The 16,430-nt window shown below is 51.6% G+C and carries 14 protein-coding genes; 2 read left to right on the forward strand and 12 right to left on the reverse strand.

Going from position 1 to position 16,430, the window contains the following annotated elements:
• Nucleotides 1-14: 14 nt before the first annotated feature.
• Together R2K26_RS07550 and recJ are read right to left on the reverse strand one after the other, a co-directional pair.
• Nucleotides 15-2,216: a bifunctional (p)ppGpp synthetase/guanosine-3',5'-bis(diphosphate) 3'-pyrophosphohydrolase gene (locus R2K26_RS07550; protein WP_316519447.1), complete on the reverse strand. Its 2,202-nt coding sequence runs from the start codon at nt 2,214-2,216 to the stop codon at nt 15-17.
• A gap of 23 nt (nt 2,217-2,239) precedes the next feature.
• Nucleotides 2,240-4,279 (reverse strand): single-stranded-DNA-specific exonuclease RecJ, encoded by a 2,040-nt coding sequence (recJ, locus tag R2K26_RS07555; RefSeq protein WP_316519448.1) that lies wholly within the window; start codon nt 4,277-4,279, stop codon nt 2,240-2,242.
• A 549-nt stretch (nt 4,280-4,828) separates the two neighbouring features.
• Here recJ and R2K26_RS07560 point away from each other — a divergent pair.
• Nucleotides 4,829-5,059 (forward strand): hypothetical protein, encoded by a 231-nt coding sequence (locus R2K26_RS07560; RefSeq protein WP_176820757.1) that lies wholly within the window; start codon nt 4,829-4,831, stop codon nt 5,057-5,059.
• 68 nt (nt 5,060-5,127) lie between these two features.
• Here R2K26_RS07560 and R2K26_RS07565 read toward each other — a convergent pair whose 3' ends face one another.
• The 6 genes from R2K26_RS07565 to ispD form a co-directional block, all read right to left on the reverse strand.
• Nucleotides 5,128-6,453 (reverse strand): CdaR family protein, encoded by a 1,326-nt coding sequence (locus R2K26_RS07565; RefSeq protein ID WP_316519449.1) that lies wholly within the window; start codon nt 6,451-6,453, stop codon nt 5,128-5,130.
• An 8-nt stretch (nt 6,454-6,461) separates the two neighbouring features.
• Nucleotides 6,462-7,355 carry a diadenylate cyclase CdaA gene (gene cdaA, locus R2K26_RS07570; RefSeq protein WP_316519450.1) on the reverse strand — a complete coding sequence of 298 codons (894 nt, stop codon included), beginning with the start codon at nt 7,353-7,355 and terminating at the stop codon, nt 6,462-6,464.
• A gap of 197 nt (nt 7,356-7,552) precedes the next feature.
• Nucleotides 7,553-8,722 (reverse strand): aminotransferase class V-fold PLP-dependent enzyme, encoded by a 1,170-nt coding sequence (locus R2K26_RS07575; protein WP_316519451.1) that lies wholly within the window; start codon nt 8,720-8,722, stop codon nt 7,553-7,555.
• Nucleotides 8,719-8,967, reverse strand: coding sequence for a DUF3343 domain-containing protein (locus R2K26_RS07580; RefSeq protein ID WP_176820760.1), 249 nt, complete (start codon nt 8,965-8,967; stop codon nt 8,719-8,721). Before R2K26_RS07580 ends, R2K26_RS07575 begins: the two co-directional genes overlap by 4 nt.
• Before the next feature lie 114 nt (nt 8,968-9,081).
• Nucleotides 9,082-9,549 carry a 2-C-methyl-D-erythritol 2,4-cyclodiphosphate synthase gene (gene ispF, locus R2K26_RS07585; RefSeq protein WP_308448987.1) on the reverse strand — a complete coding sequence of 156 codons (468 nt, stop codon included), beginning with the start codon at nt 9,547-9,549 and terminating at the stop codon, nt 9,082-9,084.
• A gap of 12 nt (nt 9,550-9,561) precedes the next feature.
• Entirely contained in the window at nt 9,562-10,239 is a 678-nt protein-coding gene (ispD, locus tag R2K26_RS07590) for a 2-C-methyl-D-erythritol 4-phosphate cytidylyltransferase (RefSeq protein WP_316519452.1), read from the reverse strand.
• 256 nt (nt 10,240-10,495) lie between these two features.
• Between ispD and R2K26_RS07595 the strand changes: the two genes are divergently transcribed.
• The gene (locus R2K26_RS07595) at nt 10,496-12,304 is read left to right on the forward strand and encodes a Na/Pi cotransporter family protein (RefSeq protein WP_396897234.1); all 1,809 of its coding nucleotides are present in this window, start codon (nt 10,496-10,498) and stop codon (nt 12,302-12,304) included.
• 61 nt (nt 12,305-12,365) lie between these two features.
• Here R2K26_RS07595 and R2K26_RS07600 read toward each other — a convergent pair whose 3' ends face one another.
• The 4 genes from R2K26_RS07600 to R2K26_RS07615 all read right to left on the reverse strand — a co-directional run bounded on the left by R2K26_RS07600 (nt 12,366) and on the right by R2K26_RS07615 (nt 16,421).
• Nucleotides 12,366-12,620 (reverse strand): sporulation transcriptional regulator SpoIIID, encoded by a 255-nt coding sequence (locus R2K26_RS07600; protein ID WP_176820763.1) that lies wholly within the window; start codon nt 12,618-12,620, stop codon nt 12,366-12,368.
• A gap of 281 nt (nt 12,621-12,901) precedes the next feature.
• On the reverse strand, nt 12,902-14,308 hold the full coding sequence (locus R2K26_RS07605; protein WP_316519454.1) for an MBL fold metallo-hydrolase: 1,407 nt from the start codon (nt 14,306-14,308) through the stop codon (nt 12,902-12,904).
• Nucleotides 14,309-14,342: 34 nt separating this feature from the next.
• Entirely contained in the window at nt 14,343-15,551 is a 1,209-nt protein-coding gene (locus R2K26_RS07610; protein ID WP_316519455.1) for an enolase C-terminal domain-like protein, read from the reverse strand.
• An 18-nt stretch (nt 15,552-15,569) separates the two neighbouring features.
• On the reverse strand, nt 15,570-16,421 hold the full coding sequence (locus R2K26_RS07615; RefSeq protein WP_316519456.1) for an SDR family NAD(P)-dependent oxidoreductase: 852 nt from the start codon (nt 16,419-16,421) through the stop codon (nt 15,570-15,572).
• Between the last annotated feature and the right edge of the window lie 9 nt (nt 16,422-16,430).

Consider the following 16,430-nt stretch of genomic DNA (forward strand, 5'->3'; position numbering starts at 1 on the left):
ATCTTTGTTTACCTTTAGCTGCGGTCAATAGAGATTACGCCCTTAATCTTCTGCAAGCGGTCAATAACGGTCTGCAGGTGCGAAAGGCCGTTGATGGTAATCGTTGCCGAAATGACGGCATTCTCCGAGTTTTTGACCTCGCGGGAGTTGAGCGAGTGAATGAAAATGTGCATGTTGAAAAGCTGCTGGGTCACGTCTGCGAGCAGGCCGGAACGGTCGGTTGCCACAATATGCAGCGTAGACTTGAACTCTTCCTTGACTTCACCCGCCCAGTGCGCACGCACCCAGCGCTCCGGCTCCGGCGCCTGCGAGAAATCCTTCGGCACGTTCGAGCAGCTGCGTTTGTGGATGGAAACGCCGAAACCGCGCGTGATGAAGCCGACGATCTCATCGCCCGGCAGCGGGTTGCAGCAGCGGGAGAACTTGATGAGACAGTTGTCCATACCCTCTACGAGCACGCCGCCTGCCGCTTTCTTGTTGAGGTTCGGCGGCGGGGTCTGCTGCGCAATCTCCTGCTGCGGTTCGGGTGCAGGCTTGTGGGTCTTTTGGTATTCCTCTTTTACGCGCGGCAGGAGCTTCCAAAGCTGAATGCCGCCGTAGCCGATGGCCGCATAGAAATCATCGGGCGTGACACAGCTGTGGCGGCGTCCAGCGCTTTCCAGCATGAACTGCATCAGCTCGTCGCTCATCACGATGCCGTTGCGCTTAAACTCGCGCTCCAACTCCGCCTTGCCCTCCACGATGTTCTCATCGCGCTTTTCTTTCTTGAACCACGCGCGGATCTTATTGCGTGCTTCGCTTGTACGCACGATGGAAAGCCAGTCGCGGTTCGGGCCGCGGCCGACCTCCTTCGTCGTCAAAATCTCAATGATCTCGCCCGTTTTTACCTTGTAATCGAGCGGCACGATCTTCTGGTCAACCTTTGCGCCGATCATGCGGTTGCCGACGGCGGAATGAATGGCATACGCAAAATCGATAACCGTAGAGCCCATCGGCAGGTTGATAACGTCACCTTTCGGGGTGAAGACGAACACCTCTTCCGGCGCAAGATCGGTCTTGATGGAGCGCACAAGGTCAGTGATATCTTCACTTTCGGACTGGTTATCGAGCATGTTGCGGATCCACTGCAAGCGGCCCTCCAGCGAGTCGGGCTTTTCGTTGCCGCTCGTCATGCCGAGCTTATACTTCCAGTGCGCCGCGATGCCGTATTCTGCCGTGTGGTGCATTTCCCACGTGCGAATCTGCACCTCGAACGGGATGCCCTCTTTGCTGATGACCGTCGTGTGCAAGGACTGGTACATGTTCTGCTTCGGCGTGGAAATGTAGTCCTTAAAGCGGTTCGGCAGCGGGGTGAACATATCATGGATGATACCGAGCACATTATAGCAATCGTTGATGGTATCGACGATTACGCGCAGGGCGAACACGTCGTAAATTTCGTCAAAGCTCTTACCCTGAATGAACATCTTGCGATAAATGCCGTTGACGCTTTTTACGCGCCCTTCAATATATACGCCCGGGATAAGCGGCTCCACACGACTGCGGATCATTTCTTTCGTTGTCTCAATAAACTGCTTGCGCTTTGTGCTGCGCGCCTCAAGGTTATCTTCAATCTCCTTATACGCCACAGGGTCAAGGTACTTTAAAGAAACGTCCTCCATGTATTCCTTAACCTTGCGCATACCGAGACGGTGCGCAATGGGTGCGTACACCTCAAGACATTCCAGCGCCTTGTCGCGCTGCTTCTGCGGCGCTACGTATTCGAGCGTCGCTAAATTGTGCATACGGTCCGCAAATTTAATAATGATTACGCGGATGTCCTCGCTCATCGCAATGAGCATTTTGCGCAGGTTTTCCGCCTGCTGCTCTTCACGGGAGGAGAACGGGATCTTGCCGAGCTTTGTCACGCCGTCCGTCAGGTTTGCAATCTCCTTGCCGAACGCTTTCACAATGTCGTCATACGTAACCGGCGTGTCCTCAATGACGTCATGCAGCAGACCTGCTACGACGGACGGGGTATCCATGCCGAATTCCACAAGCTTATACGCCACCGCAATGGGGTGGATGATGTACGGCTCGCCGGAGCGCCGCACCTGTCCCTGATGCGCTGCCTCCGCGAACTTATACGCTTTTTCGATCAACGCGAGGTCATATTCTTTTTCGCTTTTTTCGATCAGTGACACAAGGTCCGCATACGTTTTTGCTGCTTCTGCCATCGTTTTTCACTCCTTCCGTTCCCTTATTGCAGTGCCAAAAGCACCGGGGAACGTGTAATATCTGTTTTGCCGCTCGTTTCGATGAGCGTTGCCGTAAATGTGTCGTCTGCAATTTCGCTGTGTACCAAGCCGCGCTCCTCAAATACAAGAAGCGCCGTTTTAAAGAGTCCCAGTGTCATATCTTTTCCAAACTGCGAAACAAACCGAACCTGGTCCGTCTCTTTACCGTTCACCGTGCGCAGTGCGCGGTAAATGGCCGCTAAGCACGCGCGGTCGGGGTATAATCTGTTTTTATCCTCCGCGGAAAGCACCTCGCCGCGCTGCCACTTTTCAAAGCTCGCAAGCGACGCTATATTCTTTTCCGTATTGAACGCTGCAAACTTCATATCGCGCACGATGACAGTCAGCGACGGCTGGCCGCGAAATTCGCGCGCCTCCAGCTGTACCGCAAGGTCGATCTTATCGCCGATGTGGTACGGCAGCTCCTCGGGCTTTGTATTAAAACGCATTGCCGTGATGACCGCGCCGTTCTTTTCTAAGGTCAGGCGCAGATGCCCCCCGCCGCCGACCGGTGTGACATTGGAAATCTCCATGTTGAACAAACCGAACACCGGCTGCGGGTTGCCGTTTCCAAACGGCTCCAACTGCGTCAGGCTTTGCGCCATGGAAACCGAAAGTGCCGCCGGGTTCAGCTTGCAGTCCAGCGTGACAGTCTGCGTGGGCATCTGCGGGAAGTGCTCCGCCGCATACTGATTGATTCGCTTGCGGAACGCTTCGATGTTTTCGGGCTTCAACGTGATGCCCGCCGCCATGGGATGTCCGCCGAATTTGATGAGCAAGTCGCCGCACGCGCAGATGGCTTCAAACAGCGAGAAACCCTCAACGCTTCTGCCGCTGCCCTTCGCCTCTGTTTCGCCGCGCGAAATGATCATGCACGGCTTGCCGCAGCGCTCCGTCACACGGGATGCCACAATGCCAATAACACCATGGTGCCAGTTTTCACCGTCCACCACGACCACGCGGTCTTTCATGTATCCTTTCGCTTCGATATCCGCAAACGCCGCTTCGGCAATCTCTGCTTCCACACGGCGGCGTTCCTCGTTATCGGCGCAGATTTCCTCACTCAACACCTCGGCTTCCTCTTCATAGCCGCTGATAAGCAAGCGCACAGCGCGTTCCGGCGCGCCCATACGGCCCGTCGCGTTGATGCGCGGCACAAGTGTAAACGCCACATTCGTGCTCGTCAGTGCCTTGCCTGCAATGCCTGCGTTTTCCAAAAGTGCCTGCACGCCCGGGCGGTCGCTCTGTGAAAGACGCTCAAGACCCGCGCGGATCAGCGTGCGGTTTTCACCCGTCAGCGGCACAATATCGCCGATGGTGCCGATGGCCGCGAGATCGCTGTATGCTTCTAACAGATCTTCCACGTCGCCCGCGCCGTCCTCCAGCGCCATAAGCAATTTAAACGCGATGCCTACACCGGAAAAATGCTTATATGGGCTTGTGTCATCCGGTCGGTATGCGTCCACGACCGCCACGGCATCGGGCAATACCTCCTGCGGGCGGTGATGATCGGTGACGACCACATCAATGCCAAGCTCGTTCGCACGCGCTACCTCCTGCACGGAGGAAATGCCGTTGTCGACCGTGACAATGAGCGACACACCTTGCTCTTTTAAGTATTCCACGGCGCCGATGTTCATGCCGTAGCCTTCGCCCTCGCGCTGCGGTATGTAGAAGATTACGTCCGCACCGCGCGTTTCAAGGTACGAATACAGCATGGCGGTCGAAGTCACACCGTCGGCATCGTAATCCCCGTAAACCGCGATTTTTTCCATGTTGTCCACCGCGCGGGTAATACGCGCGGCGGCTTTGTCCATATCTTTTAAAAGAAACGGGTCGGAGAGCGGCTCGCCCTCGCCAAGAAATTCCCGCAGATGCGCGGCATCGTCAAGGCCGCGAATATTCATCAGCATCGCGAGGAAGAACGGCACGCCATACGTCTGTGCAAACGCCGCCGCACGTTCCTTATCGAGAGGACGCACCTCCCATTTTCGCAAGATCATTTTGCTTCACCCTTTAAATCAAAAGCCCGATTTTCCGCGCAACCCCAACTACTGCGCGGCAACCGTGTTCTATGTAAATTCATTTCATTTTTAAAAGAATATTTTAGCATTTTTTTGCCGGTTATTCAACAGAATTTCACAATTATCTGCGAAACTGTTTGTAGAAAAAGAAAAACACATTCTCCATCTGTCGGCAAAGCGACGAACAAAGTCTTTGATTAAACTTTCTTCAAGAAAGTTTACGGATTCTCAAGGCAGTACCTTGCGTCGTCGTCCGCAGACGACGAAACACTTTTGCGTTCGTAATCGTCAGGACAGGTAGACTTGAACTTCCGGCGGACGTTCAAGTCGTAGGGAAACCCTACTAAGGAGGTTCTCTAAAACAAGTCACCAAAATGTCTTGTTTTATAAGCTCTCAACACAAAAATATCCCTCGAATTTTTGTTGATTTTTTCGAAGAAAAAAGTCGATAAATTATAGAAAACAGGAAAAGCATGTGATAAAATGGAAATGAAAGATTCTGTATCTTTGCAGAAAAGAGGTGCCGTTATGGAAGAAAAAACACGGAAACCCGAAACCGCCAAGCAGACCGCTAAAGAACACCATGTGCCGGAGCACGAAGACGAGCACCAGCACGGCAACCCGCAGTTTGCGCTTAAGGTGCTGCTTATTCTCATCGCCATCATTTTGGTGATCGTTATTTTAAAGGCCACCGGCGTACCGTTCGCCGTAAAGGACTGGCTTTCGCACTTCACCGGCGACATGATCGCGCTACGCTGAATGTACTCTCCCCATAAAACACAAACCCGCCGAAACTTTTCAGCTCGGCGGGTTTTCATTTTGCTTATTTAGTCCGAAGCATCACTGGTGGAAGATTCGGTTTTCGGCGAAAGCGTCACATGCGCCGTGTAGCTGCCGGTCGCCCAGCAGGAATCCGCATTGTTAATCGTCACCGTCACCGGCGCTTCCATGCTGCCGCTCGGGTCTGTCACCGTGGAAAGATCCACCGTACAGAAAACGGAATCTCCCGTCAGCTTCGAGATCTGCGCCGCCGTGCCGATGATCTTCAGTGTGAGCGTCTTTGTAGAAAGCTCTGCTTCCATACCCTCCGGCACGTTGATGACGCTGATGTTGCTCGTCAGCACAGACGTTTCCTTGTAACCGTTCAGGTTGAATGTAACGGTCGCGTTTTCCACTCGCGTCACATTTGTCACACCGCTCGGCACCGGGATAGCCACCGTGAACGTGTTGTTTTCCGGCGTAACGTCCAGGAAGTTGATCGGCGTGGAGAGCGTCAGGGTCGTGTACTTTGAGACCGTTTCACCGTCGCCGGCAATTTCAATTTCTGCCGGGTCGATCGTGATGCGGTTCGAGGCAAAGCTGTCCGGAATATTGCGCACATCCGCTTCCAGCTTGACCGTCTGTCGGCTCGTCACCGGAATGGAGACCTCCACCGTGTCGTCGCTCAGCTTCAAATAGAGCTCCGTTGGGTCAAGTACATTGCCGTTCGCGTCGTACAACGTCACTTTGCAGGAAAGCGACTTCGACTGCGTGAGCTCTTCGCTGAACTTATATTCCAACACGGCACGCGCCACCTTGTTCACGCTGCTTTCCGGGCCGGAGACCGTGACAAGCTCCGTAGAAAGTGTGGGCGTAGAAGGCGCATAGTAATTTTCCGCCGTAGTGTACTGAAAATTTGTTTCCAAAGTGAGCTGCGTTTCTTTATATTTATCATACACCACTGTGATCTCGGACGGCGAAACGCTTTCCGCCTCGTATTCGGCGAGGGTGTTGCCCTTTTTTGCTGCGCGCAGAGAAAGCGTCGTCTGTTGCAAGCTGCTGCCCGTCAGCATGCTGACGGAAGGATCCAGCGTCGCCGTAACGCCGATGTCCTCGCTCGTCACCTTACTTGTGATGAGTGAGTTGCCCGTAATACTCACATCCGTCGCGCTGCTGCTCATACTGAACACGCGCACACCGGCTTCCTGCGCCGTATCGGAAATTTCAACGTTAATCGGCACATTGCGGATCACGGTTGCGCGGCTTTCGGAGTTGCTCGCCATCATGGCAAACCAGACGGCTGCCGCGGCAAGGAATGAAAAGATAAGCAAAATTGTGTTGTTTTCAAACACGCGTAAGCGTTGTTTCACTTCGTTTCTGGGTTTCTTAGACATTTTTGCCATCACTTCTTCACCGTCCTTTTGCTTTTCAGCACGCCGAACTTACGGCGCACGGTGGAAGCTTCTTCCTGCGGAATGAGGTACCCCTCCAAAACATCACGCAGCGTATCGCGCGTAAAGCGGCGCGCCAAAACGCCGTTTACAGCCACGGAGATCTGCCCCGTTTCTTCCGAAACCACCACGACCACGGCATCCGATTCCTCACTGACACCGAGCGCCGCGCGGTGGCGCGTGCCGAGCTCTGCAGAGACCGAAGTGTTTTTCGTCAGCGGCAGAATACAGCCCGCCGCATGAATCATGCCGTCGCGAATGATCATGGCGCCGTCATGCAAAGGCGCCTTATTGAAGAAAATATTGCCCACAATCTGGCCGGAAGGCTCGCAGTTAATCTGCGTGCCGGTCTCAATGATGTCGCCAAGCTTCGTTTTACGCTCGAATACGATAAGCGCGCCCATTTTGAGCTGCTGTAAAATCCCCACACCGTCCACCACGGCGTTGATTGCCTTGCGGATCTGCGCGCGGTCATAGCTGCGGTCACGGCCTGTTACCACAGCCGCAATAGATTGTCCGACGTTGTTGCGGCCCACTTGCTCGAGCGCCTTGCGGATTTCCGGCTGAAACACGATGAGGATTGCGACGAAAGCGAACTGGAAGAAATACGCCAGCACGCGGCTGACCATCACCAGATTAAAATACGAAGAAATAATAAACAAAATGACAAGCAGAAAAAGTCCCTTTACAAGCTGCCCCGCGCGCGTTTCGCGCACAAGCTTGACCACACCGTAGATCAAAAGTGCAACGATGATAATATCAACGGCATCTTTAAATTGAAAATTCATGGCAATGCTCACCATCCACTCCCACCAGGAAGTAATGGCTTCAAAAACCTTATTCAAAGCATTCACCTCTTTGCACAGGATTCGGCGGTACATGCACACGGTGCACATCCGCTCCATACGATTTGCTTTTTACAAAACCTAAATGCGTACTGTATATAGTTTAACACAAAGAGGTGGGGATGAAAAGGGGGAATTGTATGTTTTTTCCTGTTCTTTTCTATATTTTTTGATTTTTATTTACACTTTGTTCATTTTTATTCAACTTTTCGCGCCGCACTTTCAGCCCGGAGCGAATAGACCGTGCGAATCAGCTCCGTAATGTCCCTGTCGGTCGTGAACGCACCCGGCGAAACGCGCACCGCGCCGCCGGGCGTTTCACCGTCCGTTCCCATTTTGCGGTGTACGAGCGGCGCACAGTGGAACCCACAGCGCACGGCAATATTCCGCTTTGCAAGCACCTCGCCCACTTCTTCACTCTGCATGCCGCGCACGTTAAAGCCGAGCACCGGCACAAAGTACATCGTGTCCGGCATTGCGGTGTATAAAACAACATGCGGCATGTTTTTGAATGCCTCGTATACGCGGCAAATGTGGCGCATTTCCCTCTCCCGCAGCATGTATTCCCCGTTCGTGCGCACAAAATCCATGCCCGCGCCGAGTGCGAGGATGCCCGGCACATTCTGCGTGCCGCTTTCAAGGTACTCCGGCATTTCCCGCGGCTGGTCCGGCTCTAACGCGCGCGTACCCGTGCCGCCCTGTATCAGGCTTTCCAGCTTTTCGCCGTTTTTCGTAATGAGCATACCCGTGCCCATCGGACCGTATAACCCCTTGTGTCCTGCGCAGCAAAGGTAATCGATGCCGTCGCGCTCCGCATGAATGGGAATCACCCCGCCGGACTGCGCCGCGTCCACGCAGATTTCCGCGCCGTATATATGCGCAAGCGCCGCCAGCCGCTCCACAGGCACGCGGATGCCGAATACATTCGAGGCCTGCGTGCAGACCAATAACCTTGTGTTCTCGCGCATCGCATGACGGAACGCGTCGAGCGTCGCGTCGTTGTCGCCGGGCGTCACGGGCACAACGGTAAACGAAACACCGTGCGCCTCCATGGCTTTCAGCGGCCGCAAAACCGCGTTGTGCTCCAAATCGGTCACAAGCACGTGGTCGCCACGCTTTAACGAGTGGATAACGATATTCAGCGACTGCGTGCAGCTCGGCTGAAACGAGATGCACTCCGGGCCCGCCGCACCGAAAAAGCTCGCCGCCTTCTGCCGCACATCGTAGACCGCCTGCGCCGTCTGCAAGCTCATTTTAAACCCGCCGCGGCCGGGGTTCGCGCCGAACTGCTCCAGCGCCTGTGCCATTTTGCGGCGCACCGAAAGCGGCTTTGGGTACGTCGTCGCGCTGTTATCGAGATAGATCATTTCTTTTCGCCCCGTTCCGCACGGTAGAACACTTTCACGCCTGCATCCCGCAAAATGCGCTCCGCTTCGTCCGTGCGCTGCGGAACATATACACCATAGCCGCAGCCGCTTTCTCGGGTGCGCGGCAGCCGCTCAATGTAGGCTTTTATCCCTCTTTGAAAAAGCAGATCACGGCTTTTCAGCGCATAGGTCACGCTGCTGACAACAATAAGCCGCTTCCCGCCCGTGTCTCTTTTGTTTTCCATTGCAAGCACCTCCAAGCCTTCAAAACAGTCTCATCAAAACAGAATATGAGACAAGCCGGGAATTGGTGCAAAAAAGAGCCCCGCCGAAGCGAAGCTCTCAAAAATACTGCAAATTTATTTCAGCAGGCACACCGCATGCGCTGCAATACCCTCGCCGCGGCCGGTAAAGCCGAGGCCCTCCTCCGTCGTCGCCTTGATGCTCACGCAATCGAGGTCGAGGTTGCAGGCGGATGCAATGTTGCGGCGCATCTCATCGATGTACGGGCGCAGCTTCGGACGCTGTGCCAAAACCGTCGCATCGATATTTTCAATCCCAAAGCCCTTGCGGCGTACCGCCGCCACCGCCACCGCGAGCAGCTTTAAGCTGTCCGCACCGGCGTACTGCGGGTCATCGTCCGGGAAAAGCACGCCGATGTCCCCGAGCGTCGCCGCGCCGAGCAAAGCATCCGCTATGGCATGCGCAAGCACGTCCGCATCGGAATGCCCCAAAAGCCCCTTTTCATACGGGATATGCACGCCGCCCAAAATGAGCTTTCTGTTTTCTACAAGCTTGTGTACGTCATAACCGTGACCGATCCGCATAGTAACACTCCTTTACTTTTCCGCCGCAAAAGCCTCTGCCACAAGCAGATCCTCCGGCGTTGTGATCTTGATGTTTTTGTAGTCGCCCGGGGTCAAATATACCTTGCCGCCCGCCGCTTCAATGAGCTGGCAATCGTCCGTATATTGCTTTCCGGCGTTTTTTGCAAGGCACAGCGCTTCTTTATACAAAGAAAGGCGGAATACCTGCGGCGTCTGAATGGCGCGCAAAGTGCTTCTCTCCGGCGTATCGCACACCGTGCCGTCCGCCGCAGCAACCTTGATGGTGTCTTTCACCGGCACCGCCAGCGTCGCCGCGCCGTATTTTTTCGCGTCCGCGCACACGGTTTCGATTTCCTCCGGCGTGATAAACGGTCGCGCCGCATCGTGCACGGCGATATACTCTGCGTCACCGCAAAGCGCCGCACCGTTTGAAACGGAATCCTGCCGCTCCTTGCCGCCCTCGGTAATCGTGAGCGGCTTTGTGACGAACGCTGACGCTTTTTGGATTGCATCGAAATCGCACGCACGCGCCACAATAACGATCTTTGAGATGCACGCGGCATTCTCAAATGCGCGCAGTGTACGGCTCAAAACCGGCTCGCCGCCGATCTCCATCATCGTTTTCGATGCGCCGCCGCTTTTCATACGTGCAGAGCTGCCCGCCGCTACCAAAATTGCCGCCGTTTTCATCACGTTTCCCACCTTATTTTTCAAGTATTCAAATGCGTTTGCTTAAAATGCGCCTAAAATATAAATACAGTATACCGCGATGTTTACCGCGGGTCAAGGCAAGATAATTTTCTCTTTCGACGTTTTTTATCAAAAAAGCATTGAATTCCCGCCGTCACCTATGTTAGAATAAGCTTGTATGTAAAGATTAAGTAAGAAAAAAGAAAAAAATTTGAAAAGCGAGCGTTTTGCGCACACAAAGGAGCTGCAACCACAAATGGACATTTTCTCCGTTATTACACTCTTTGGCGGACTTGCGTTCTTCCTCTACGGCATGCATTTGCTTTCCTCCAGCCTTGAAAAAATGGTCGGCGGTAAGCTCGAACGTATTTTGCGTTCCATGACCTCGAATCGCTTCAAGGCCCTTTTGCTCGGCATGGGCATCACCATTGCGATCCAGTCCTCCTCTGCTATGACGGTCATGCTGGTCGGCCTCGTCAACTCCGGCATCATGGAGCTTGGGCAAACCATCGGCGTCATCATGGGCTCAAACATCGGTACCACCGTCACTGCGTGGATCTTAAGCCTTTCCGGCATCACGAGCGACAACGTTTTCGTACAGCTTTTAAAGCCGGAGAGCTTTTCGCCCATCGTGGCGCTCATCGGCATCATTCTCATCATGTTCACCAAGAGCAGCAAGAAAAAAGACATCGGCTCCGTATGTGTCGGCTTCGCCATTTTGATGACCGGCATGACCATGATGAGCGGCGCGGTAAAACCGCTTGCGGACTTGCCGCAGTTTAAAGAGGTCTTAACGATTCTCGATAACCCCATCATCGCCATTTTAGTCGGCGCAGGCATCACGGCACTCATTCAGAGCTCCGCTGCTTCGCTCGGCATTCTGCAGTCTCTTGCCATGACGGGCAGCATTTCGTTCAGCATGGCGCTGCCGGTCATTATGGGCCAGAACATCGGCACATGTATCACGGCGCTGCTTTCCTCCATCGGCACCACAAAAAGCGCAAAGCGCGTGACCGCCGTGCATATCTACTTTAACGTGCTCGGCACCGTCATCTGTCTTTCCGGCTTTTATATTGCAAACAGCATTTTCCATTTCACATTCACCGACCAGCCGATCTCCTCGTTTATGATCGCGGTCGTGCATTCCGCATTCAACCTCATCACCACGTTCATTCTGTTGCCCTTCTGCAATCAGCTTGAAAAGCTCGCCGTTATCACCGTGCGTGATAAGCGCCTGAAGCCCGGCAAGCAGGACCCGCACGCGGTTTTGCTCGATGAGCGTCTGCTGCTCTCTCCGTCCTTCGCGATTGCAGAGTGCCGCAATGCCACCACAAAAATGGCAAACCTTGTGCGCGACACCATTTTGGATGCCATCGGTCTGCTCTCGCATTTTGATTCCGCCACAGCAGAAAAAATCGAGAAAAATGAAGAAACCATCGACCAGTACGAAGATAAGCTCGGTTCTTACCTCGTCAAAATTTCCAGTAAAAACCTCTCCACGTCCGACAGCAACGATGTTTCGCAGCTGTTGCATACCATCGGCGATTTCGAGCGTATCGGCGACCACGCGGTGAATCTCCTGCGCGTTGCACGCGAGATTCATGATAAAGATCTGAAATTCTCCGAAAAGGCCCAGCAGGAGCTTGAGGTCTTCACAGGTGCCATCATCGAGATTTTGAACATCACGACAGACGCGTTTGTCGAGAACAACTTACAGCTTTCCTACGAAGTAGAGCCGCTCGAACAGGTCATCGATTCATTGAAAGTTGAACTGAAAAACCGCCATATCCGCCGCTTACAGGAAGGCAAGTGCACCATTGAACTCGGCTTCGTGCTCTCAGACATCCTCAACAATTTCGAGCGCGTTTCCGATCACTGCTCTAACATTGCAGTATGCCTGATCCAGATCAAGGATTCCACCATGGACACACACGGTTACTTAAACGAGATCAAAACCTCCGGCGACCCGCGCTTTACCGGCTATTACAACCGCTTCACAAGCAAGTATACATTACCGGAAAGCCACCACAAAAAGGCCCCGCAGGAAGTACCTGTAAAAAGCTAACAGAGCTATTTAAAGCCGCATAGAATTTTAGCCCTCCGTATTTGTTTGCGGAGGGCTTTTCTCATTTCTTCTGTGCCTCGTATTTACGCTTTGTCGCCATACCGCCGCGGATATGCCGCTGGGCTTTATTCACCGCCAGTACGCTGCTCACCTCTTTGTAAAGCCCCATATCCACGCTGCGCAGCCGCTCGGCAACGTCCTTATGTACGGTGGATTTACTCACGCCAAACTGCTTTGCGGCACGGCGCACAGTAGCTTTGTTCTCTACGATATACTCCCCCAGCATGGCGGCTCTGTCCTCAACATTCTGCTTCATCGTAACACACCCTTGTCTGTGATACTTGTGCTGCATTATATGTTGAGCTTTTCTCTAATTATACCTCTTTTTGTTTTGAAAAAGAATTTAAGCGCTCATCAACACATGGAATCAATTGTTATTGCTCTGCCATGCATTCCGATATTCATTAATCATGAGCCGCTTTTTCCTTGAGATACCCTATGAAACCAGAACCACTTGCCCAGCGAGCAGGTCTCTTTATAAAAAGAAAGACAGCACCTAAAAGGCTCTGTCTTTCTTTTCATTCAAAACACGATTTTTTAAATAAAATGGAAAAAAATTCCTGCAGAACCTGTATTGCAATAATGTTCCGGAGAATCCATGACCGATTTCCAAGAAATCTTTCCAGAAATTAAATTGTTACACAGGCAGATCATATCCAGCATAACCTGCTGACGAATTGGGTTAAAATACTGAGACTCCCCTGCTAAATAATCCTGCTGATGACGCGGATCACAGCCGTTTTCTTGAATTCCATGACCGCCTAACCAAGCAAAATTCTTCAGCTCAGACATGCGAGGGGTTATTTTCATCAGGCTTTCCCGGTACTGCTCTACCGTCTCCATTGCATGTTCTTCAGAGCAAATCAAAAGTACAATATAACCAGATCCAATAGCGTCCCCAGTGAAAATACATTTATGACTACGATCCACAAATACTACCGAATGCGCAGTATGACCGGATAATTCCCACACTTCTACGTCTATGTCTCCTAAATGAATCTTCGTCCCTTCCTCAATAGGAATAAACTCTGTATGAGAATTGTTCGGATAACGGAACGTTGCAGGAAATACATCTGATTCTTCCCTCATCAAGGCAATATCATCTTTATGCAGGTACACACGATCAAAAGAATCCACCCAGTGCATGTGATCACCGTGGGGATGAGTGATAGCCACCTCTACCGGAAGATTGGTGAGAGACGTCACAAGTTCCGCTAAGTTTCCTTCTCCTAAACCTGTGTCGATAAGTAACGCCTTATCCTGACCTTCAATCAAATAGCAAGAGGAAGAAAACCAATCGTCAATACGCCATACTCCGGGTTTCAGCCATATCACCTGAAATTGATGTTTTCGGTTCTGTTCCAAAAGCCATGAAACCACCCCATCTTCCTGGATTGCCTTATTCCATGGATTTTTCTCATACATAGATCTCATTTCCATACATTCCGAACCTGCAGTTAATAGGCTCATGACCAGTTGGTCCACGTTCACTGCCACTTTTCCCTTCCGTATAATCTGTGGTTCTTCTTCTACCAAATAAGCACGAACAGGAACATTTTTCATGGCTCTAACTTCATAGGGATCTCCATAACCTCCAACAGCGCAAATTCCCGCGAACCACTGTGGAAAATGGCTTCCAAGACGCCAGACCCAGTCCGCTGCGGAAAGGGTTCCTGTCAGAGTAATTCTATTTTCGTCCACGTCCTCTCTCTGGCGCAATGAGTAGAGCCAATCTCCTACAATCTGCTCTTCGGTTTGCGGATAGACCACTAAAGCTGCAACGCTTGCTCCATTTGCTTGAGAAAACAGCAAATTAAGATCCCTTTGCGCATCTTCTTCCTTATCCGCCAGGCAAATAATCAATGGCTTTTTTCCAGAACTTGCCCCTTCTTCCCAAAAGCAAGTCATTTTTCCGTTTTCATTCGGAATACTTAGGATTTTCAAACTTAATTCTCCTTTCTACACTTATAATTTGCAATCACGGTCTTACAGCTGTGCCGTCAGTAGTACGAGCCAAAAGCCATCCGGGCTCACGGTAACTGCAAGGATACATAGCCGCCTTTTTCTCATCAATATCTATACCAAAACCGGGCTTATCATTGGCATACAGATAACCATTTCGCACTTGAGGACAACCTGGGAATACCTCTTCTTCCTCTGGGGAAAACCCAGAAAACTCCTGAATTCCGAAATTCGGAATGGCAAGATCCAGATGAAGTTGGGCAACCACTCCCACCGGAGAAAGATCTCCAGGTCCATGCCAAGCAGTGCGTACGCCGAAATTCTCGCACAACGCCGCCAACTTTCGGGCAGGCGTTAGGCCACCTATCTGACTGACGTGAACCCTGATATAGTCGATTAATCGCTTGGAGATTAGCTCGTTCCATTCAATCGGATTATTGAATAACTCACCCATGGCAAGAGGTACTGCTGTCTGATTGCGGAAATGGCTAAACCACCCCATTTGCTCCGGCGAAAGAGCATCTTCCAGAAAGAACAGTTGGTATGGTTCAAGTTTCTTGGCTAACCCTATCGCCTGTGCTGGTGTTAACCGCTCGTGTATATCGTGAAGCAACTCCACTTCATATCCTAACTTGTCGCGAAGATGGCTAAATAGATTAACTACCCCCGCACAGTACTGATTCGGGTCATAGTAAGCACCAGGCTTGCTGTTTTCCGGAGAAATGACTCGTTGTTTTCCCTTTCCCATCTGACCGCCATAAGTTCCCATCTGGCATCGAAGATAACGATATCCATCTTCCATATACCTGCGAACATTTTCTTCCACCTCTTCAGGAGTGGCACCGTCAGTGTGACGATAGACCGACACTGCTTCCCGGCACTTTCCTCCTAGCAGATCATATACCGGCATGCCCGCCATTTTGCCTTTAATATCCCAAAGCGCTTCATCTACACCAGAGATAGCGTTGTTGAGTACAGGACCGTTACGCCAATAGGAACTTCCCATAGCTGTCTGCCAGATATCTTCAATATCATTCACGCAACGTCCCACCAGCAAAGGTTTCATATATTCCTCCACTGCCGTGGCTACAGCCGCCCAACGTTGGGTAAATGTGGCACAGCCTAATCCATAAAGCCCCGGCTCACTGGTCTCCACTTTTACTACTACTAAGTCAATGCCTCGGGGCGCTGTAAGGATTGTTTTAATATTCCGAATTGTGACCATATCAAATAAGCTCCTTTCTTAAACAATTCTCTTAAATACTTCTTCTGCGAACAAGGAATGAGCTTTGCTCCACCCATTGAAATCTTCCTCAGGTAAAACATGTTCCGGCATACCGGGAAGAATCAGACCTCCATCAATTCTCAGAGTAGTGCCAGTAATATAAGAAGCTTTTTCCGAAGCTAAAAAAGCCACAGCTTCTCCGATATCCTCAGGCATACCACAGCGTTCCAATGGAATCTTCTTTCCCAAATCGTCCCAAAAATCTATTTTTCCCTGATTTACCAATTCCTGCTTATCCCGGACTCGAACAGCTCCAGGCGCTACATTATTAACTCTGATCCCGTAAGGTGCCAAATCCAAAGCGATAGACTGGATCGCCCGATTAAGTCCAGCTTTTAACCCTCCGTAAAGAAAATCCCCTGCATAGGCACGTTCACCTCGGGATGATGTGATGTTGATTAGGCTACCTCTCACCTTATTTTTTACCATATAACGCGCTGCTTCTTGCATCATTAGTATGTAATTTTTGAAATCGAGATGAAACAGCAAATCGAAAACTTCTGGCGTCAAGTCAAGGATATTCTCAAATCGGGTCACTCCAGCGTTATTTACGAGCAAATCCAACCCACCCAAAGCTTCAACACTTTTCTTCAATAACTCTACACCAACACCTTCCTTTTCTAAGGAAGCCTGAAAACAGAAGCACTTTCCACCATACGTTTCCTGAAGTTCGTTAGCCAACTTTTGAGCTTCCTCCTGCTTAGTAGCGTAGGAAATGGCTAAGTCATACCCTTCTCTGGCCAAGCAACGGGCAATCCCGTTCCCAATACCTCGGCTAGCTCCTGTTACCACTGCCTTTTTTCGTTCCATTGCAATACC

Source organism: Neglectibacter sp. CSJ-5 (genome assembly GCF_032490475.1).
Lineage (GTDB): Bacteria > Bacillota > Clostridia > Oscillospirales > Acutalibacteraceae > Hominenteromicrobium > Hominenteromicrobium mulieris.